Source organism: Ralstonia sp. 1B3 (assembly GCF_036631435.1).
This window is the reverse complement of sequence record NZ_JAPNUG010000005.1, coordinates 52045-71428: the sequence shown is the minus strand read 5'-3', so window position 1 is coordinate 71428 and position 19384 is coordinate 52045. Positions and strand designations below refer to the sequence as shown.

Here is a 19384-nt window from a genome sequence, read left to right as displayed (position 1 = left end):
GCGCCGCCGCGGCGTGAGTGTGCTGCAGACCGTGGCGCTTGCGGTTGGCCTGATGGCGCTGCTGTTGCTCGCCATGACGCGCAACGACCTGATCCGCTCGTGGCATAACGCCACGCCGGCCGATGCGCCCAACCGTTTCATCATCAATATCCAGCCTGACCAGATGCAGGCAGTGGCGCAGGCTCTCGCCCAGGCCGGCGTGGCGGATCCGAAGCTCTACCCGATGGTGCGCGGGCGCCTGACGCAGGTGAATGGCCGGGTCATCGATCGCCAGACCTATGCCGAATCGCGCGCCCGCAATCTGGTCGAACGCGAATTCAACCTGTCGTACGCCACCGCGCAGCCGCCGAAAATCGCATCGTTTCCGGCCAATGGTTCAGTGGACAAAAGCCCGAGGCTTCGGTGGAAGAGGGCATTGCCAAGACGCTCAACTTGCACCTGGGCGATGTGCTGCGCTTCGACGTCGCCGGGCAGACGGTGGATGCGCCCATCACGTCATTGCGCAAGCTCGATTGGAGTTCGATGCGCGTGAATTTCTTCGTCATCCTGCCGCCCGTGGCGCTGCGCGACATGCCGCAGACCTACGTGACTGCGTTCCGCATTCCCGCCGGGCAGGCCGATCTGCCGGCCAAGCTTGTGCGCGAGTTTCCGAACCTGACGGTGGTGGATACCGAACTGATCCTGCAGCAGGTGCGGCGTGCTGGACCAGGTAACGGCGGCGGTGGAATTCCTCTTCGTTTTTACGCTGGCGGCGGGTGTGCTGGTGTTGTACGCGGCGCTCTCCGGCTCGCGCGACGAGCGCCTGCGTGATGCCGGCGTGCTGCGCGCGCTTGGCGCAGGCTCCGGCGTGGTACGTCAGACGCAGTACGCAGAAGTGCTGATCGTGGGTGGCCTCGCCGGGCTGATGGCCGGCGTGGGCGCGATCGCCATCGGCTGGGTGCTGTCGGCGTACGTCTTCGATTTTCCGTATCGTTTCAACCCGGCGATCTGCCGGTGGGCATCGAGCGGCATGGCGTGCGCCTTTGTTGGCGGCTGGCTCGGCTTGCGCGACGTGCTGCGTCGCCCGGCCATGGCCACGCTTCGTGACGCGTGACGACGCCCGAATTTTCTCGATGTGATTGACGCTGTATGACTGATGCAACTTCCGGCCAGGAACCCTGGCCTTCGACCTGATTGGCGGCGAGGCGCGCGTGCGCGAACTCGTTGACCGCTTCTACGACCTGATGGATCTGGAGCCCGAGTTTGCGGTGCTGTGCGCGCTGCATCCGCAAAGCCTCGATGGATCGCGCGACAAGCTGTTCTGGTTTCTGTGCGGCTGGCTGGGCGGCCCGAATCATTTCATCGAGCGCTTCGGCCACCCGCGGCTACGTGCCCGCCATATGCCGTTCGAGATCGGCACGCAGGAGCGTGATCAGTGGATGCGCTGCATGGCCCTCGCCATGCAAGACATCGGCCTGGACGAAGCCCTGCAGATGCGGCTGATGCAGGCGTTCTGGCAGACCGCCGACTGGATGCGGAACGTGCAGCGCTAAGGTGCCGCGCGAAAGCGCACCCTACAAGAAAACATTCGAGGAGACCCCGATGATCGGTTTGCCCACCGCAGACGACGTGCTCGCGTTCTGGTTCGGCAATGCGCCGCTGATTGACGCCCGCCCGGAGTGGTTCACCAAGTCCGACGCGTTCGATGCCGAGATCCGCGCGCGCTTCCTGCCGCTGTGGGAGGCGCTTTCAACGGGCGAGCCCGACACCTGGATGGACACGCCGCTAGAAGCCATCGCGCGCATCGTCGTGCTCGACCAGTTCTCGCGCAACATGTTTCGTGGCACCGCGCGCGCCTTTGCCAGCGACGCCGCTGCGTTGCATACCGCGCAGATCGTCGTGGCCGCAGGATGGGATGCGCAATTGCCAACGCGCCATCACCGTGTGTTCTGCTACCTGCCGTTCGAGCACAGCGAGGCGCTGTCGGCGCAGGATGAGTCGATTCGCCTTTACACGCGCCTGCGCGACGAGGAAGGCGATGCGGACCCGCTCATCTGGGCGGAGAAGCACCGCGAGATCGTGGCGCGCTTCGGGCGCTTTCCGCATCGCAACGAAGCGCTCGGGCGCGTTTCCACGCCCGAGGAAGTGGAGTTTCTGAAGCAGCCAGGGTCGTCGTTTTAGCGCTGACGGGGCTTATGTGCGCTCGCGGCGCTCCGACCATTTGTCGACCGTCTCGCGTGGCGCACGCGCCAGCATGTCGATCAACGCGGCAGGGTCGTCGCTCACGTGCAGCAGGTCAGCGTGGTGACGCTTGAGGAAGCCTTCCTGCACCGCATGGTCGATGAAGGCCAGCAGCTTGTCGTAGAAACCGGCCACGTTCAGCAGGCCGATGGGCTTGTTGTGATAGCCGAGCTGCAGCCACGTGAAGGTCTCGAACAGCTCTTCGTAGGTGCCGACGCCGCCCGGCATGGCGATGAAGGCATCGGCACGATCGGCCATCATCTGCTTGCGCTGGTGCATGCTGTCAACGATGTGCAGTTCGGTCAGCTCCTTATGCCCGACCTCCTTGCGCACCAGCGATTTCGGGATGATGCCGATGACCGGCCTGCCACCGTGGAGCACCGCATCGGCCACCACGCCCATCAGGCCGACGTTGCCGCCGCCGTAGACGAGCGTGAGGTCGCGCTTGACCATCTCGTTGCCCAGCGCGATGGCGTTGGCTTTGTATTCCGGGCGCTCGCCCGGGCTGGAACCGCAATAAACGCAGATCGATTTCATTTAGCAGGGGTGTTGTTGCTTGGGTGCCCGGGGTGCCGGTGGGCGGGTCGTTGCTGCGGCTCACCGCCAGCAAATCAAACGCCCGACGCGGCTTGCCACGCAGGTAAGGCGCGAGGATCGACAGGATGTGATAGCTCGCGCCGTGCAGGTGATCACGGATCGCGTTCTGGTCGTTGTACTGGCGCGGGTGCTGCACGAACTGGAACGACAGCCAGTAGGTGGCGATCACGACGATGTTGGTGCAGATGACGTCGACTTGCTCGGCCGTGGCTTCCATCTCGCCGTCTTCGATGAACTGGTGGCAGATGTCCATGGCGAAGTGGCGTTTCTGCTCGACGATGCGCTTGAAGTTCAGTTCAAGCATGCGGTTGCGCGCGAGCAGATCGTTGATGTCGCGGTACAGGAAGCGGTAGTTCCACAGGAACTCCGACATGTACTGCAGGTAGCCCCAGGTTTCGTCGAGTGTGGCCTTGTGGTCGTCCGGCAGCTTCAGGCGACGCGCGATCTCCTGCTCGAACTGCACGAAGATCGAGTTGATGATGTCGTCCTTGTTGCGGAAGTGGTAGTACAGGTTGCCCGGACTGATCTCCAGCTCTTCGGCGATCGTCGTGGTCGTGACGTTGGGCTCGCCCAGTTCGTTGAACAGGCGCAGCGACACTTCGAGAATGCGATCGCGCGTCCGGCGCGGGCCGGTGGAATGCTGCTTGGTTTCCATTGAACTGCCAAGGCCGGTGGCCCTGTCTCCGTGGCGTATTGGTGCCCGGATTATAAGAGATCGTGCTTGTGCAACGACCCCCACATGCTGCGGGGAATACATTGCCAAACGTTGTCGCCGGCTTTTCGCTGGTGTTCCTAATGCAACAGCGACGCCGCCCACGGCCAGGCGATCGCCACCCACGTCCCCACGCACAACAGCAGGGCCAGCATGACGGCCGCGCTGCCGAAATCCTTGGCCCGCTTGGACAGCCCGTGCTGCTCCAGCGAGATGCGGTCGACCGCCGCTTCCACGCTCGAATTGAGCAGTTCCACGATCAGCACCAACACCAGCGTGCCGAGCATCAGAATGCGCTCGACCACCGTGGCGGGAATGACGAATGCGCACGGCAGCAGGATCGCGCACAGCGTCAGCTCTTGGCGGAACGCGCTTTCCTCGTCGATGGCGAAGCGGATGCCGCTGATCGAGTTCTTGAGCGCAAACCACGCGCGCGCGATGCCGCGATTGCCTTTATGCGGGTTGTCGGCCGGCGAGTACGCGCCTGGCGCCGGCGGTGCGGGCGGATTGTCCAATCGCCGATCCGGCGGGGTGTGGGTCATGGAACGCAAGGCTCAGGCACCCGCAGCGGTGGACGGCTCGGCGGCCTTGGTGTTGCCAGCGGAGGCTGCGGGCATCGGACGCAGGTGCGCGAGGAATTGCTCCGAGGCGGCGCGCGAGAACTTCTCGGCATGCGCACGCGCCGTGGCGCGGTCGATGCGCAGCGCTTCCAGGCAGGCTTCGCGCAAGTCTTCGCGCATCGCGCCAGCCGGCGAATCGCCCAGCACGTCGATCGGGCCCGTCACCGGATACGCGGCCACCGGCAGGCCGCTGGCGAGTGCCTCCAGCAGTACCAGGCCGAACGTCTGTGCGGCTGGGGAAGACGAACACATCGGCCGAGGCGTACACCTTGGCCAGCTCCGGCTGCTTGAGCACGCCGAGGTAGCTGGCATTCGGGTACTTCGCCTTCAACCCGGCCAGCGCGGGGCCTTCACCCACCACCCATTTCGAGCCCGGTAGATCCAGCTCCAGGAAGGCTTCCACGTTCTTTTCCACGGCCACACGGCCGACGTACAGGAAGATTGGGTGCGCCGTGTTCAGCACGTTGCTGCGCTGGGCGGTGAAGATGTCCAGATCGACGCCGCGCGTCCACAGCACGCCGTTGGTGATGCCGTAGTCGGCAAGGTCTTTCAGCACCACGGGCGTGGGCGCCATCACGGCCTGGGCGGGGCTGTGGAACCAGCGCAAGAAGCGATACGTCCAGGCCAGCGGAATGCCGAAGCGCGCCTGCACGTACTCCGGAAAGCGCGTGTGGTAGGCCGTCGTATAGGGCAGCTTGTGGCGCAGCGCATAGGCGCGTGCGGCCAGACCCAGCGGGCCTTCGGTGGCGATGTGCAACGCTTGCGGGGCGAACTGTTCGATGCGCTCCCGCACGCGCTTGGACGGCAGGATCGACAGGCGGATTTCCGGATACGTCGGGCACGGCACCGTCTTGAATTCCAGCGGCGTGATCATGTCGACGATGTGCCCCATGGCCTCCAGCTCACGACGCGTCTGGGTGAGGGTGCGGACGACGCCGTTGACCTGCGGTTCCCAGGCATCGGTGACGATCATGACTTTCACGGGCTCTCCTTGGGGGTAGGTTGGGCGGCAGCGGGCTGCACGAGGTCGATGCTGGTGTGGGTCATAGAGGCTTCCATCAGGCGGCGGCCGCAGCGGCACGGCGTGCCCGGCGGGAGGTGCGCGGCGCATCGAGCAGATGCGTCCAGTAGACGATCTGCAGTTCGCCTTCCATGGTTTCGACCAGGGCAGAGAGGCTCTCGACCCAGTCACCGTCGTTGCAGTAGAGCTGGCCGTCGATCTCGCGGATTTCGGCCTTGTGGATATGCCCGCAGACCACGCCGTCGCAGCCGCGGCGGCGCGCTTCGTCCGTCATCACACGCTCGAACGAATTGATGAAGTTCACCGCGTTCTTGACCTGGTGCTTCAGGTATTGCGACAGCGACCAGTACGGAAAACCCAGCCGCACGCGGATGCGGTTGAAGTGCCGGTTCATCGCCAGGATGAACGTGTAGAGCGAGTCGCCGACGTAGGCCAGCCAGCGCGCGTGCTGCATCACGCCGTCGAACAGGTCGCCGTGCACGACCCACAGGCGCTTGCCCGTGGCGGTCACGTGCACAGCGTCTTCAGCGACTTCGATATCGCCAAAGTTCAGCCCGTGGAACTGGCGCGCCATCTCGTCGTGGTTGCCCGGGATGAAGACGACGCGTGTGCCTTTGCGCGCGCGGCGCAGCACCTTCTGCACCACGTCGTTGTGGGCCTGCGGCCAGTACCAGCCCTTGCGCAGTTGCCAGCCGTCGACGATGTCGCCCACCAGGTACAGCGTGTCTGATTCGTGGTGCTTCAGAAAATCGAGCAAGTAATCGGCCTGGCAGCCCGGCGTGCCGAGGTGGATGTCCGACAGCCAGATCGTGCGGTAGCGCTGGATTTTTTCGGCGGGTGGGTCAGTGTCGCTGTCGGCCGAGCGATCGGGCGCCAACGTCGAAGCCGGCGTGGCGACCGGTGCTTCGTGCTCGCGCACGTCGCCTCGACCTGCCGGTACAGCCGAGCTCAGGGAACCCGCGGCGGCGAGTCCGGCGGCCATTTGCATCAGCGGCGGTGGAGCGTTCCAGTCAGAACTGGTGAGGGGAGCAGCGCGAAAGCGTTGCGCGAGGCGGCGGAGAAATCCAAGGCGCGATGGCAGATTTGGCAGGACCATGTCGGCAACAGAGGCTGCGTTGGACGGATTTCGCCATCGCTGCATGAAAAAGCCGTGTCAGAAACATGACCGTCACGTGACGTGGTCGCTGGGAAGGGGGCGCGAACGCCGAAGAATTGCGCCAGGCGCGGGTTTCAGGCAGACGGGGCCGCAGCGCTGTTTTCGATGCGCGCGAGTTCCGCCAGCACGGCATCGCGCACGCGCGCGTCGCATAGCAGCGACACATGGCCGACGCCCGCGAACGGAACATGCCGGGCGCCTTCCAGCCAGGAAGCGCCGGCCGGCCCGACGATGGAGTCGTGCCACGAAAAAATCGACGTGATGCGTGCTCGTACAGCCGGCGTTTCGGACGCTGCAAGCTGGCGCAACCAGGGGCTGGCCCAAGCCATCTGGCGCACGTTGTGGCCGCGACCGCTTCGGGCCATGGCCGTGCCGCGATGCGGCGTGCCGAGTGTGATGACGTGGGCAACAGCGCTGGGCTCCGTCTGGCGCAGCAACGCTCGTGCGGCGAGCCCGCCCATGCTGTGGCAGAGCAGGACGGGCGGACGGCCGTGCAGGCGCGTCAGGCGCGCGACAGCGGCGGCAATATCCCTGGCGTAGTCATCGATATCGCCCAGCAGCGGCATGAGGTCGATGGCGTCGGTCAGGTGACCGGCAGCGGCTACATGTTGCTGCATCGGCAGCCATACTGCGCGATTGCAGCCATAGCCGTGGATCATCAGCACAGGCACGCGCTTGCCGCCGCCCGCCGGTGCATCGAACGCGGCGCTCGCGCGGAACGGTTGCAGCACGTTGAACATCCACGCCACGCATACACATTCACGCAACCAACATGCGATAAAGCCCGCGATGCCGATGCGGTGTTCGCGCGGCACGGGCATGCGGTCCCACATGGGGTCGTCCGGTATCGCGGTGCCCAGGCTCGTCAACGACACCAGGAACGCCCACCCGACCGAAACGAGATACCCGAGTATCAGCGCTGCGCCTGCGAGCAACGTCGCTGCGGGCCAACTCCATCCGCCCCAGCGATATGCCGCCCAGCCAACGGCCAGCGTCGCCACACATTGCAGCGCCACGGCAATACGGCGCGCGGTGGCCGCAGTCAGGAAGGCAAGGGGGACGGGGAGGTGGGGAGATCGGCGCGCGTCATGGTGAAAGTCGTCGCCGACTGTAAAGGCAATCAGTCACGCACCAGCCGCGTGCCGGCCAGCCGATCATGCAGAAACTGGCGTTGCGGATCGAGCCACGCCAGTGCGCCCCAAGCCAGCAGGCACCCCAGTGCGACAGCGGCGCCGGCCCAGCGGGACGCCCCGCTCAGGTGGATCACGCCGACGGCCGCAGCCACCCACATCCAGGCCAGCAGGTAACGCGCAACGGCTCTGCCCAGCGAAATCGGCGATCCATCGGCGTTGACCACACGCATGCGCCACGTCTGCATCGCGAGCGTCTGGCCGCGTTTACGCCAGAACCAAACGAAGTACAGACCGAGTGCGAGAAAGCCCCACACCTGCAGGCCGACATCGCCGGTGCGCGCGAGCGGCGGCACGATCAGGCGCAGCAGCAGAAAGATGGCCGTGGCGCCAAACATGACGCCAAACAGCAATAGGCCTTCGTACAGCATCGCGGCAAGACGGCGGCGCAGCGTGGGGGCGGCAAGCGGATCAGCTGCCGCAACGGGTGAAGACGAGGAAGCGGAGGTGGCCATCGAACAGAGTGTGAGCGCTGTGCGCGCAATGCGTCATGTGCCGGCGCGGAGGTCGCGCTGCACGCGGTTCGGATTATGCCAAAGGGTTGGGCCGCCTCAGCCGCCCAGCACCGTGGAGGGCGGCGGATTGCCCGACTCGCCACCGGTGGTAGTCGGCGGCGCAACAGGGTGCACCGGGGTGAGCGGCGCGCTGGCGGGTGCGGGCGCGGCGGCGGCAGGTTCCGGTGCAGGGGTCGCCGCCGGCGTGGATGCCGCGGCGGTCGCCTTGCTGGTCGGCGCGGATTTGGTCGTGCCCGGTTTGGTGCGCGCACCGTGATGGATCGATTTGGCCGCGTCCTTGGCCAAGCCCGCGCCGCCCGGCAGCGCCGTCACTGCGGACGGGTGGCTTTGCGCCTTGGCCGCGGCGGCCAGCGCTTTCTTCTGCTCTTCCGTCAGTTGCTGGTAGCTCTGCCAAGCTTCGCTCTTCTTCTGCACCGGAAGCGACTTGGTGGTCTGGAAATTCTCACGCGCGCGGTGGCGTTGCTCGGGTGTGAGCTTGACCCAGTCCGCCATGCGGGTTTGCAGGCGCTGCTGCTGAGCCGGCGTGTATTTCGGATACGCCTGGGCAATCTGCAGCCACTTCTTGCGGGCCAATTCCGGCAAGCCGTTCCATTCCGGCGCCAGCGGCGCGAAGATGCGCTGCTGCACAATGGTCAACTCGGCCCAGTTCGGGTGGACGGCGGGCAGGGGATTGGTGGCAGGCGGCGCCGGCAGATCGACCGGCGCGTTGACTGTCACGCCGGGTGCTACGGCAGGCGCCGAAGCGGCCGGAACCTGCGCGATCGCAAGCCCCGCCGTCAGGCCGATCGCGCCGATCAAGGGAACGATCCCGGCGCGCAGGCGCAGTGTCCGTCCGCCTCGCGGTGGTTGGCCGTGGGTGTGCTGGAAGTTGCTCATCGATCAGCCTTTCACTGATCGTGCTTGAGGTACTGATGGAAGCCTTGATCGGCGTAAGCGGCCAGCGGCAGATCGTCGAGCAGCATTGCGGCATCGACCTCCGCGAGTTCGTCCACGCGTTGCTGCTGTTGCCACTGATAAATGCCCGCAAGCCCCGCCACCAGCGCGATGGTCGGCCACAGCAGGCCAAGGCGGCGCAGGACTGCTGCGGCGCGCTGCAGCGGCGACGGTGCTTCGCCTTCCGCCTCGAAGGACACCGAGCCGACGCCTGGCATTGCCAAGGCAGGCGAGCGCACCGTGTTCGGCACTTCCGCTTTCTTGTGCGCAAGCGCCGTCCGGCGCGCCGCCGCGAGGCGGTCGCGCACGTCGGGCGGCAACTGTCCTGCCGACTCGTTCAGAGCGGTTCGGACGGCATGCACAAAACGGCGTTCTCGAAGTTCTACCTTGTTCATAGTCGGATCCCTCGCGCCCGCAGCGCTTGGGCCAGGGCGTGTGTTGCCCGCGAGCAGTGCGTCTTTACACTGCCCTCGGAACAGCCCATCGCCTGGGCTGTCTCGGCAACATCCATGTCCTCCCAGTAACGCATCAGGAAGGCCTCCCGTTGACGCGGGGAGTTTCTCGATTTCGCGTTCCAGGATTTCCAGCATTTGCGAGCGCTCGACCTTGTCGGCGCTGCTTTCCGCCGCTGTGGTGCCGGCTTCGCTTTCGATCAGTTCCAGCGGGTCGGTGTCGTCGCCCTCGGCGTCCGTGCGGAAGCTGGAAAACAGGCTCACCCACGTGTTGCGCACCTTGGAGCGGCGAAACCAGTCGTGAATGGTGTTCTGCAGAATGCGCTGAAAGAGCAGGGGAGTTCGGCCCCCGGCTTGTCGCCGTATTTTTCGGCCAGCTTGATCATGGCGTCCTGCACGATATCGAGCGCGGCATCGTCGTCGCGCACCGCGAAGACCGCCTGCTTGAAGGCGCGTTTCTCGACGCTTAGGAGAAAGGCCGACAGTTCCTGTTCAGAGGCCATACAACGGCGGGTGCGAATCCTGTGAGGCAGCCGCGCGAAAATTCACATTCTCAAGATGTGATGATCACGCCGCGTGGCGTCAACGGCCTTGGCCGTGAAAAATGTTGCGATGCTAGCAAAAATGCGGCTCTACGGACAGTCCGACTGTCCGGCGGACCGCTTGCTTTGCCGAATCGCGCCGGTGCTGGACCGCTATGCGGCATTGCAGTATCATCCCCGGTTCACAACATCTGTGGTTTGTCTCATCTGGACGCCCATCAGGCGGACCATCCATGCAGACGCGCACCGCTCAAATCCGCGCCACAAGCCCGGTAGAGAGCATCCAAACAATTTTTTGCCGAAAATTGCAAAGGACTGACATGAATATGCCAAGCGCGGAATTTTCCCACGCCAATAGCGGTTCATCTGCCGACATGATGGGGGCCGACATCCTCGTCAATGCGCTCGCGGCAGAGGGCGTCGAGTTCGTCTGGGGTTACCCCGGCGGCGCGGTGCTCTATATCTACGACGCGTTCTACAAGCAAAACAAGATCGAACACATCCTGGTGCGCCATGAACAGGCGGCAGTCCATGCGGCTGACGGTTATGCGCGCGCCACGGGCAAGGTCGGTGTCGCCCTCGTGACGTCCGGCCCGGGCGTGACCAATGCCGTGACTGGCATCGCCACCGCCTACCTGGATTCGATCCCGATGGTGATCATCACCGGTAACGTGCCGACGCACGCCATCGGTCAGGATGCCTTCCAGGAGTGCGACACCGTCGGCATTACCCGCCCGATCGTCAAGCACAACTTCCTGGTCAAGGACGTCCGCAACCTCGCCTCGACCATCAAGAAGGCGTTCTACATCGCCGCAACGGGCCGTCCGGGTCCGGTCGTGGTGGATATCCCCAAGGATGTCTCGCGCGAACTCTGCAAGTACGAGTATCCGAAGACCATCGAGATGCGCTCGTACAGCCCCGTCAACAAGGGCCATTCGGGGCAGATCCGGAAGGCAGTGAGCCTGTTGCTGCAGGCCGAGCGTCCGTACATCTATTCGGGCGGCGGCGTGGTGCTTGCCGAGGCCAGCGAAGAGCTGCGCCAGCTGGCTGCGCTGACGGGCTACCCCGTGACGAACACGCTGATGGGGCTGGTGCATTCCCGGGCACCAGCAAGCAGTTCGTCGGCATGCTCGGCATGCACGGCACGTACGAAGCCAACATGGCGATGCAGAACTGCGACGTTCTGATTGCCATCGGCGCGCGTTTCGATGACCGCGTGATCGGTAGCCCGGCGCACTTCACCTCGCAGCCGCGCAAGATTATCCACATCGACATCGATCCGTCGTCCATTTCGAAGCGGGTGAAGGTCGACATCCCCATCGTCGGCAACGTCAAGGACGTGCTGCAGGAGATGATCGCCCAGATCCAGTCTGGCGAAGCCAAGCCGAACAAGACGGCGCTGGCCAAGTGGTGGGAACAGATCGAGCAGTGGCGCAGTGTCGACTGCCTGAAGTACGACCGCAATTCCGAGATCATCAAGCCGCAGTACGTGGTTGAGAAGATCTGGGAACTGACCAACGGCGACGCCTTCATCTGCTCCGATGTGGGTCAGCACCAGATGTGGGCCGCGCAGTTCTACAAGTTCAACGAGCCGCGCCGCTGGATCAACTCCGGCGGCCTGGGCACGATGGGCGGGCCTGCCGTATGCGATGGGTATCAAGAAGGCATTCCCGGACAAGGAAGTCGTCACCATCACCGGTGAGGGCTCGATCCAGATGTGCATCCAGGAACTGTCGACCTGTCTGCAGTACGACACGCCTGTGAAGATCTGCTCGCTCAACAACGGTTACCTCGGGATGGTGCGCCAGTGGCAGGAAATCGAGTACGACAACCGTTACTCGCATTCCTACATGCAGGCACTGCCCGACTTCGTGAAGCTGGCTGAGTCGTATGGCCACGTCGGCATGCGCGTCGAGAAGACATCCGACGTCGAGCCGGCGCTGCGCGAAGCCTTCCGACTCAAGGATCGCACCGTGTTCCTCGACTTCCAGACCGACCCGACAGAAAACGTCTGGCCGATGGTCCAGGCAGGCAAGGGTATTTCTGAAATGCTGCTCGGCGCGGAGGATCTGTAATGCGCCACATCATTTCCGTCCTGCTGGAAAACGAACCGGGCGCGTTGTCGCGCGTGGTGGGCCTGTTCTCTGCGCGCGGCTACAACATCGAGACGCTGACGGTCGCCCCGACTGAAGACGCCTCGCTGTCGCGCATGACGATCGTCACGACGGGTTCGGACGATATCATCGAGCAGATCACCAAGCACCTGAACCGCCTGGTGGAAGTCGTCAAGGTCGTCGACCTCACCGAAGGTGCGCACATCGAGCGCGAGCTGATGCTCGTCAAGGTGCGCGCGGTCGGCAAGGAACGCGAGGAGATGAAGCGTACAGCGGACATCTTCCGCGGCCGCATCATCGACGTGACCGAGAAGACCTACACGATCGAGCTGACCGGCAACGGCAGCAAGCTCGACGCGTTTCTCGATGCCATCGATCGCACTGCCATTCTCGAGACCGTTCGCACAGGCGGCTCGGGCATCGGCCGCGGCGAGCGCATTCTGAAGGTTTGAGCCGGCGCGTGCACCCGCGTGTCACTGCGGCCGGACCCCATCGATATTGAAGTATTTGAAAATTAGGACATCAACATGAAAGTGTTTTACGACAAGGACGCCGACCTCTCCCTGATCAAGGGCAAGAACGTCACCATCGTTGGCTATGGCTCGCAAGGCCACGCCCACGCCCTGAACCTGAACGACTCCGGCGTGAAGGTGACGGTCGGTCTGCGCAAGAACGGCGCGTCGTGGAACAAGGCCGTCAACGCCGGCCTGCAGGTCAAGGAAGTGGCCGAGGCTGTGAAGGAAGCCGACGTTGTCATGATCCTGCTGCCGGATGAGCAGATTGCCGATGTGTACAAGAACGAAGTGCACGGCAACATCAAGCAAGGCGCCGCCCTGGCATTCGCCCACGGTTTCAACGTGCACTACGGTGCCGTGATCCCGCGCGCTGACCTAGACGTCATCATGATCGCCCCGAAGGCGCCGGGTCACACCGTGCGCGGCACGTACACGCAAGGTGGCGGCGTGCCGCACCTGATCGCCGTGCACCAGGACAAGTCGGGCGCCGCACGTGATATCGCCCTGTCGTACGCCACCGCCAATGGCGGCGGCCGTGCCGGCATCATCGAGACGAACTTCCGCGAAGAAACCGAAACCGACCTGTTCGGCGAACAAGCCGTGCTGTGCGGCGGTACCGTGGAGCTGATCAAGGCTGGTTTCGAGACGCTGGTGGAAGCCGGTTACGCTCCGGAAATGGCTTACTTCGAGTGCCTGCACGAGCTGAAGCTGATCGTCGATCTGATCTATGAAGGCGGCATCGCCAACATGAACTACTCGATCTCGAACAACGCCGAATACGGCGAGTACGTCACCGGCCCGCGCGTCGTGACGGAAGAGACGAAGAAGGCCATGAAGCAGTGCCTGAAGGACATCCAGACCGGCGAATACGCCAAGAGCTTCCTGCTGGAGTACAAGGCAGGCCAGCCGACGCTGATCTCGCGCCGCCGCCTGACCGAAGAGCACCAGATCGAGCAAGTTGGCGCCAAGCTGCGTGCGATGATGCCGTGGATCGCCAAGAACAAGCTGGTCGACCAGTCGAAGAACTGATCGGACGCGTCTTGTGCGAGAAAGCCAGCTTTCGGGCTGGCTTTTTTATGCTGATTCCAGGGCGCCAAACATTGTTTCAAGTGCTGGCGCGGCCCCGTGTCGGCTAGAATGCCGCATTTCCTTCAAGACGCTGTCGAGGTCTGATTTGAACAACACGTATCCGCATCCCATCATCGCCCGCGAGGGTTGGCCGTACCTGGGCGGGATTTTCATCGTCACGCTCATTGTGCAGGCTGCCGCCGGCTTCGGCTGGGCCTGGCCGTTCTGGGTGCTGACGCTGTTCGTGCTGCAGTTTTTCCGCGACCCGGCGCGCGCCGTGCCAACGCAGGCCAATGCGATTCTTTCGCCGGCCGACGGTCGCATCGTCGCAGTCGAGCAGGTGCGTGACCCGTATGCGGATCGCGACTCGCTGAAGATCAGCGTGTTCATGAACGTGTTCAACGTGCATTCGAACCGCGCGCCGGTCGATGGCACGGTGCAGCAGGTACAGTACTTTCCGGGCAAGTTCGTCAATGCTGACCTGGACAAGGCGTCGCTCGAAAACGAGCGCAACGCTATCGTGCTGCGCCGCGCTGATGGCCAGCTCGTCACTTCGGTGCAGGTGGCCGGATTGATCGCGCGGCGCATCCTTTGCTATACCAAGGCAGGGGAAGTGCTCACGCGGGGCCAGCGCTATGGCTTCATCCGCTTTGGCTCGCGCGTTGACGTGTATCTGCCGCTGACGGCACGCCCGCGCGTGACCATCGGCGAGAAAGTATCCGCCACGCTGACGGTGCTTGCTGAGCTGGACTGATCCGGAGGCCGCTATGCCCGCGTTCAACCGACGCAAGAAGCGTTTTACCGCCGGCAATGTGACGCACCTGCGTCCGCTGCGGCACAACCAGCCTCGCTCGGATGACGACGATCTTGAGATCGTGCGTCCGCGCCGCCGTGGCATCTATCTGCTGCCCAACGCGTTCACGACGGCCGCGCTGTTCGCGGGCTTCTTCGCCATCGTGCAGGCGATGAACCTGAATTTTGAGACGGCTGCCATCGCCATCTTCGCGGCGATGGTGCTCGACGGCATGGACGGCCGCGTCGCGCGCATCACCAACACGCAAAGCGCGTTCGGCGAACAGTACGATTCGCTGTCGGACATGGTGTCATTCGGTGTCGCGCCGGCATTGGTGATGTACGAGTGGATCCTGCGCGACCTGGGGAAGTGGGGCTGGCTCGCGGCGTTTGTGTATTGCGCTGGCGCTGCACTGCGTCTGGCGCGTTTCAACACGAACATCGGGTCGGTCGACAAGCGCTTCTTCCAGGGCATGCCGAGCCCAGCCGCCGCCGCGCTCATCGCCGGATTTGTCTGGCTGGCGATCGACAACAAGCTGCCCGTCAAGGAACTGTGGATGCCGTGGGTGGCCTTCGGGCTGACGCTGTACGCAGGGCTGTCGATGGTGTCCAACGCGCCGTTCTACAGCGGTAAGGCGCTGGATGTTCGCCACCGCGTACCGTTCGGCGTGATGGTGCTCGTGCTTGTGCTGTTCGTCGTGATATCGAGCGATCCGCCGGTCGCGCTGTTCGGCCTGTTCGTTGGTTACGCAGTCTCGGGCTACGTGCTTTGGGGCTGGCGCGCGCTGCATGGGCAGCAGGGTAGTCCGCGCCTGCCGAAGCAGACGCCAGACGACGCGCATGAGTGACCCATGCGCTTCATCAGTGTGCGCTTGCGTCAATTTTTGAATTCGTCTATATTCGTCCGCATGCTTTCGCGCTCGATTTCCATTCTGATTACGCTAGTCTCGATTGATGGCCTACTAGGTCGTCAGGTCGGGACACGCGCATAGGAAATCGCAAGACAAGGCAAGCAGAAACCGCCAAGTTTTCGCGAACCAGAATTCACAGCGCCCCGGCCTGCAACCATGCACGCCGGGGCGTTTTGCATTCTGCGCCGCAAGAAACCATCTAAGACACCACTAAGACCGACGCCAAAAACGTCACCCCACCAAGGAGCCGCCATGAGCGACAAACTCATCATTTTCGATACCACCTTGCGCGACGGCGAGCAGTCCCCTGGGGCATCGATGACCAAGGAAGAGAAGATCCGCATCGCCAAGCAGCTCGAGCGGCTCAAGGTGGACGTGATCGAAGCCGGCTTCGCGGCCAGCTCCAATGGTGACTTTGAAGCGATCCGCGCGATTGCACAGTCGATCAAGGATTCGCGGATTTGCTCGCTGGCCCGTGCGAACGACCGCGACATTTCCCGCGCTGCCGAAGCACTCAAGCCGGCGGGACAGTTCCGCATCCACACGTTCATCGCTACCTCGGCGCTTCACATGGAGAAGAAGCTGCGCATGTCGCCGGATCAGGTGTACGAGCAGGCGCGTCTTGCCGTGCGCTTCGCGCGCCAGTTCACCGACGACATCGAGTTCTCGCCGGAAGATGGCAGCCGCTCGGACATGGATTTCCTCTGCCGCGTGCTGGAAGGCGTGATTGCCGAAGGCGCGACGACCATCAACCTGCCGGATACGGTGGGCTACGCGGTGCCAGAAGGTTATGCCGCGCTGATCCGCTCAGTGCGTGAGCGCATTCCCAATTCCGATAAGGCGATCTGGTCAGTGCATTGCCATGACGATCTGGGCATGGCTGTTGCCAACTCGCTGACCGCTGTCCAGTTGGGCGGCGCACGCCAGATCGAATGCACGATCAACGGCCTGGGCGAGCGCGCCGGGAACACCAGCCTCGAAGAGGTGGTGATGGCCGTGAAGACCCGTCGCGACTATTTCAATCTCGACGTGGGTGTCGATACCACGCAGATCGTGCCGGCCTCCAAGCTTGTCTCGCAGATCACCGGTTTCGTCGTGCAGCCGAACAAGGCCGTCGTCGGCGCCAATGCTTTCGCGCACGCGTCGGGCATCCACCAGGACGGCGTGCTGAAGGCGCGCGACACGTACGAAATCATGCGGGCCGAAGACGTGGGCTGGACGGCCAACAAGATCGTCCTGGGCAAACTCTCGGGCCGCAACGCGTTCAAGCAGCGTCTGCAGGAACTGGGCATCGAGCTGGATTCTGAAGCCGAACTGAACGCCGCCTTCACGCGCTTCAAGGAGCTGGCCGACCAGAAGGCCGAGATCTTCGACGAAGACATCGTCGCCATCGTTTCCAACGAAGCGCAGCACAGCGAGGGCGAGCACTTCCGTTTCGTGTCGCTTGCCCAGCGTTCGGAAACCGGCGAGCGCCCGCACGCGCGCATTGTCTTCGTGGCGGACGGCCAGGAAGTGACGGGCGAAGCGGAGGGCAACGGCCCGGTCGACGCCACGCTGAATGCGATCGAGAGCAAGGTCGCCAGCGGCGCAGAGCAGTTGCTCTATTCGGTCAACGCGATCACGACGGGCACGCAGGCGCAAGGCGAAGTGACGGTGCGGCTGTCCAAGTCGGGCCGCATCGTCAACGGCGTGGGCACTGATCCGGACATCGTTGCGGCTTCGGCCAAGGCTTACCTTGCCGCGCTGAACAAGCTCCAGGACAAGAGCAGCGAAAAACTTAACCCGCAGATCTGATCGCGGGTTTCATCAACACACGCAGGAGTCAGCCCAGACCCGAACACGATCACCACTGAGCGCGCACCCGGTTATCCACCGGAACGCGAAGCGGGTGCGGCGGCACCGGACACGTCAGGAGCGTGCACCATGCCGGCCGTCTTTGAGAGCGATGTCTGTGCGATCCACGACATGGCCGACCCGAACGTCCACGCCAGGCGATGCGCCTCGCGTGGATGTTGCCGTTCTGACGTTTGACGCTGGCTCAGCGGCTTGAATCGTGATCGTGGTCGTACATCGGGTCGGGGCTGACCTGCGTGAGCCGCACGATGCCGTCGCGGTCGAAATAGATGTGCATCAGCGAAGGCCATACGCCTTCATGCTTGAAACGGTAGGACCAAACCTGCCGATCCATCAGCCGGAAATACGCGGTTTCTTCGGGCTTGCCGAACGTCTGCAGCACATCGTTTTGCGTCGCCGTGCCGACGCGGACCTGTGCAAAATCCATTGTGGTCAGAATCTGCCGGAACGAGATGAGCTTGCCGCTCGCATCGAAATCAGCGGCATAAGTGAATTGCCCATACGGTTGCGTCGGGTATAGCCATCGCGTGCCGCCGTTGGCGCGCGGATACCGCTCGGGCGGTTTGCCAAAGCGTGCTTCCACGGCTGAGGCGGGTTGGCCGACCAGTGCTTCGCCCGTTTGTACGGGGGCCAATGCGGTACACGCGCTTGCCGACGCCAGCGCTGCTGCGAGCAGCACCGCGCACTGCCATGTCGATCGAATGTTCACAATGGGCCCTCCCGATGGCTTCAGTGTAGGCGTGCGATTTACGCCGGCTTGTGTCGACACGCGGCGGCGCTTTACCATCCGCGCTTCACGGAGAGTTGCCATGATGTTTCGTTGGTTTGTGGCCGCGCTGGCGGCCGTGGGGTTGTGCGGGTCAGCAGGTGCCCAGCCCGAAGCCGCGCCGATCCGGCTGGCGCTGATCGAAGGACTTTCAGGCCCGTTTGCCAACGCGGGCGAGGCGGTGGATCGCAATCTGCGCATGGCGATTGAAGGCGTGAATGCGCGCGGCGGTGTGAAGCTGCCCGATGGGCGTCATCCGCTTGCACTCGTGCGTTTCGATAGCAAGAACACCGTCGATGAATCGTTGCTGCAATTGCAGGCGGCTACGGATGCGGGCATCCGCTTCGTGCTCCAAGGCAACAGCTCGGCGGCAGCGGCGGCGTTGTCGGCGTCGATTTCGCGTTACAACGACCGCCATCCGAACGCGCGGGTGCTCTTCCTGAACTACGCCGCCGTCGATCCTGCACTGACCAACGAGGCATGTAGCTTCTGGCATTTTCGCTTCGACGCATCCGCAGACATGCGCATGCAGGCGCTGACGGAGGTGATCCGCGCCGACAAGGCGATCAAGAGGGTCTACCTGATCGGGCAGGACTACACATTCGGCCGCCAGGTGGCGCAATTGGCACGCCAGCAGTTGAGCGAAAAGCGGCCAGACATCGCGATCGTTGGCGAGGTGCTGCATCCCATCGGCAAGGTCAAGGATTTTGCACCGTACGTGGCGCGCATTGCCGCGTCGGGTGCGGATACGGTCATCACCGGAAACTGGGGTAACGATCTGACACTGCTCGTCAAGGCGGCCCGGGATGCGGGGCTCAAGGCGCGCTTCTTTACGTTCTACGGCAATTCGCTCGGCGCGCCCGGGGCGATGGGGGAGGCGGGCGTTGGCCGCGTGGTGGCGGTGGCGGAGTGGCACCCAAATCTGGGCGGCGCCAAGTCCGATGCGTTTTACAAGGCATTCCGCGCGCGTTATCCGGCCCCGCCGACGATTACCCGCTGCTCCGCGATCAGATGATGGTCGACATGCTCGCCGCTGCCATCGAGCGGGCAGGAACCACCGAAGCTGCGGCCGTGGCGCGTGCGCTGGAAGGCGCATCGCTCGATACTGGTTTCCACCGCATCACGCTGCGGGCCCAGGATCACCAGGCCATTCAGCCCCTTGTCGTCACGCAGATGGAGCGGGCAGGCACGCCCGGTGCGGCCTTCGATATCGAGGGCTCCGGCTTTGGCTTTCGCACGCTGAAAGTGATCCCAGAATCGCAAACGACTTTGTCGACCGGCTGCAAAATGGTTCGCCACTGAGTCGGACGACACAGATCTGTCGTCAGAGTCGGGTTCTACGCTATAATCGCGGTCTTGCTGTCCAGACCTGTCTCGGGCTGTGCGGCAAGATCATTGTTCAACAC

14 protein-coding genes and 7 pseudogenes are annotated in these 19384 nt (G+C 63.6%); 10 read left to right on the top strand and 11 right to left on the bottom strand.

Annotation, left to right across the window (positions count from 1 at the left end; translation table 11 throughout):
* From OWR21_RS01450 to OWR21_RS01440, 3 genes and pseudogenes are all read left to right on the top strand, one after another.
* A pseudogene (locus OWR21_RS01450) lies at positions 1 to 1093 on the top strand (ABC transporter permease); the annotation flags it as partial.
* 64 nt (positions 1094 to 1157) lie between these two features.
* A complete protein-coding gene (locus OWR21_RS01445) occupies positions 1158 to 1532 on the top strand; it encodes a group II truncated hemoglobin (RefSeq protein ID WP_332394440.1) in 375 nt (124 codons plus the stop codon).
* Between the two features lie 49 nt (positions 1533 to 1581).
* On the top strand, positions 1582 to 2160 hold the full coding sequence (locus tag OWR21_RS01440) for a DUF924 family protein (protein ID WP_316889548.1): 579 nt from the start codon (positions 1582 to 1584) through the stop codon (positions 2158 to 2160).
* A gap of 12 nt (positions 2161 to 2172) precedes the next feature.
* On the opposite strand, the gene OWR21_RS01435 is transcribed toward OWR21_RS01440, so the two are convergent.
* From OWR21_RS01435 to OWR21_RS01390, 10 genes and pseudogenes are all read right to left on the bottom strand, one after another.
* Positions 2173 to 2757, bottom strand: coding sequence for a TIGR00730 family Rossman fold protein (locus OWR21_RS01435; protein ID WP_332394437.1), 585 nt, complete (start codon positions 2755 to 2757; stop codon positions 2173 to 2175).
* A gap of 28 nt (positions 2758 to 2785) precedes the next feature.
* Positions 2786 to 3472: pseudogene (locus tag OWR21_RS01430) on the bottom strand (TetR/AcrR family transcriptional regulator); the annotation flags it as partial.
* A 137-nt stretch (positions 3473 to 3609) separates the two neighbouring features.
* On the bottom strand, positions 3610 to 4071 hold the full coding sequence (locus tag OWR21_RS01425; RefSeq protein WP_332394436.1) for a diacylglycerol kinase: 462 nt from the start codon (positions 4069 to 4071) through the stop codon (positions 3610 to 3612).
* A 12-nt stretch (positions 4072 to 4083) separates the two neighbouring features.
* Positions 4084 to 5122 (bottom strand): annotated as a pseudogene (locus OWR21_RS01420) (glycosyltransferase family 4 protein).
* A gap of 85 nt (positions 5123 to 5207) precedes the next feature.
* Positions 5208 to 6158, bottom strand: coding sequence for a UDP-2,3-diacylglucosamine diphosphatase (locus OWR21_RS01415; RefSeq protein WP_332394435.1), 951 nt, complete (start codon positions 6156 to 6158; stop codon positions 5208 to 5210).
* Between the two features lie 242 nt (positions 6159 to 6400).
* Positions 6401 to 7416: pseudogene (locus tag OWR21_RS01410) on the bottom strand (esterase/lipase family protein).
* Positions 7417 to 7446: 30 nt separating this feature from the next.
* Positions 7447 to 7971 carry an RDD family protein gene (locus OWR21_RS01405; protein ID WP_332394434.1) on the bottom strand — a complete coding sequence of 175 codons (525 nt, stop codon included), beginning with the start codon at positions 7969 to 7971 and terminating at the stop codon, positions 7447 to 7449.
* 96 nt (positions 7972 to 8067) lie between these two features.
* On the bottom strand, positions 8068 to 8907 hold the full coding sequence (locus tag OWR21_RS01400; RefSeq protein WP_332394433.1) for a DUF3106 domain-containing protein: 840 nt from the start codon (positions 8905 to 8907) through the stop codon (positions 8068 to 8070).
* An 11-nt stretch (positions 8908 to 8918) separates the two neighbouring features.
* Positions 8919 to 9359, bottom strand: coding sequence for a DUF3619 family protein (locus OWR21_RS01395; protein ID WP_332394432.1), 441 nt, complete (start codon positions 9357 to 9359; stop codon positions 8919 to 8921).
* Positions 9356 to 9919: pseudogene (locus OWR21_RS01390) on the bottom strand (RNA polymerase sigma factor). The gene OWR21_RS01395 and the pseudogene OWR21_RS01390 overlap by 4 nt, the downstream one beginning before the upstream one ends.
* A 359-nt stretch (positions 9920 to 10278) precedes the next feature.
* Here OWR21_RS01390 and OWR21_RS01385 point away from each other — a divergent pair.
* The 6 genes and pseudogenes from OWR21_RS01385 (at position 10279) to OWR21_RS01360 (ending at position 17152) form a co-directional block, all read left to right on the top strand.
* A pseudogene (locus tag OWR21_RS01385) lies at positions 10279 to 12033 on the top strand (acetolactate synthase 3 catalytic subunit).
* Entirely contained in the window at positions 12033 to 12524 is a 492-nt protein-coding gene (ilvN, locus tag OWR21_RS01380; RefSeq protein WP_004630835.1) for an acetolactate synthase small subunit, read from the top strand. Before OWR21_RS01385 ends, ilvN begins: the two are co-directional and overlap by 1 nt.
* 75 nt (positions 12525 to 12599) lie before the next feature.
* Positions 12600 to 13616, top strand: a complete 1017-nt coding sequence (gene ilvC, locus OWR21_RS01375) for a ketol-acid reductoisomerase (protein ID WP_147217672.1) — start codon at positions 12600 to 12602, stop codon at positions 13614 to 13616.
* Between the two features lie 145 nt (positions 13617 to 13761).
* The gene (locus OWR21_RS01370; protein WP_004630830.1) at positions 13762 to 14409 is read left to right on the top strand and encodes a phosphatidylserine decarboxylase; all 648 of its coding nucleotides are present in this window, start codon (positions 13762 to 13764) and stop codon (positions 14407 to 14409) included.
* A 13-nt stretch (positions 14410 to 14422) separates the two neighbouring features.
* Complete coding sequence (gene pssA, locus OWR21_RS01365; protein WP_147217676.1) at positions 14423 to 15295, top strand: CDP-diacylglycerol--serine O-phosphatidyltransferase; 873 nt, start codon at positions 14423 to 14425, stop codon at positions 15293 to 15295.
* Positions 15296 to 15610: 315 nt separating this feature from the next.
* On the top strand, positions 15611 to 17152 hold the full coding sequence (locus tag OWR21_RS01360) for a 2-isopropylmalate synthase (protein ID WP_332394431.1): 1542 nt from the start codon (positions 15611 to 15613) through the stop codon (positions 17150 to 17152).
* Positions 17153 to 17396: 244 nt separating this feature from the next.
* On the opposite strand, the gene OWR21_RS01355 is transcribed toward OWR21_RS01360, so the two are convergent.
* Entirely contained in the window at positions 17397 to 17891 is a 495-nt protein-coding gene (locus tag OWR21_RS01355; protein ID WP_332394439.1) for a hypothetical protein, read from the bottom strand.
* Between the two features lie 133 nt (positions 17892 to 18024).
* Between OWR21_RS01355 and OWR21_RS01350 the strand changes: the two are divergent.
* Positions 18025 to 19280: pseudogene (locus OWR21_RS01350) on the top strand (branched-chain amino acid ABC transporter substrate-binding protein).
* Positions 19281 to 19384 lie beyond the last annotated feature (104 nt).

Bases quoted from the DNA above. Each gene is read 5' to 3' on its own strand.
- OWR21_RS01440 (WP_316889548.1), top strand. From the start codon at position 1,582: ATGATCGGTTTGCCCACCGCAGACGACGTGCTCGCGTTCTGGTTCGGC.
- OWR21_RS01435 (WP_332394437.1), bottom strand. From the start codon at position 2,757: ATGAAATCGATCTGCGTTTATTGCGGTTCCAGCCCGGGCGAGCGCCCG.
- OWR21_RS01425 (WP_332394436.1), bottom strand. From the start codon at position 4,071: ATGACCCACACCCCGCCGGATCGGCGATTGGACAATCCGCCCGCACCG.
- OWR21_RS01415 (WP_332394435.1), bottom strand. From the start codon at position 6,158: ATGCAAATGGCCGCCGGACTCGCCGCCGCGGGTTCCCTGAGCTCGGCT.
- OWR21_RS01405 (WP_332394434.1), bottom strand. From the start codon at position 7,971: ATGGCCACCTCCGCTTCCTCGTCTTCACCCGTTGCGGCAGCTGATCCG.
- OWR21_RS01400 (WP_332394433.1), bottom strand. From the start codon at position 8,907: ATGAGCAACTTCCAGCACACCCACGGCCAACCACCGCGAGGCGGACGG.
- OWR21_RS01395 (WP_332394432.1), bottom strand. From the start codon at position 9,359: ATGAACAAGGTAGAACTTCGAGAACGCCGTTTTGTGCATGCCGTCCGA.
- ilvN (WP_004630835.1), top strand. From the start codon at position 12,033: ATGCGCCACATCATTTCCGTCCTGCTGGAAAACGAACCGGGCGCGTTG.
- ilvC (WP_147217672.1), top strand. From the start codon at position 12,600: ATGAAAGTGTTTTACGACAAGGACGCCGACCTCTCCCTGATCAAGGGC.
- pssA (WP_147217676.1), top strand. From the start codon at position 14,423: ATGCCCGCGTTCAACCGACGCAAGAAGCGTTTTACCGCCGGCAATGTG.
- OWR21_RS01360 (WP_332394431.1), top strand. From the start codon at position 15,611: ATGAGCGACAAACTCATCATTTTCGATACCACCTTGCGCGACGGCGAG.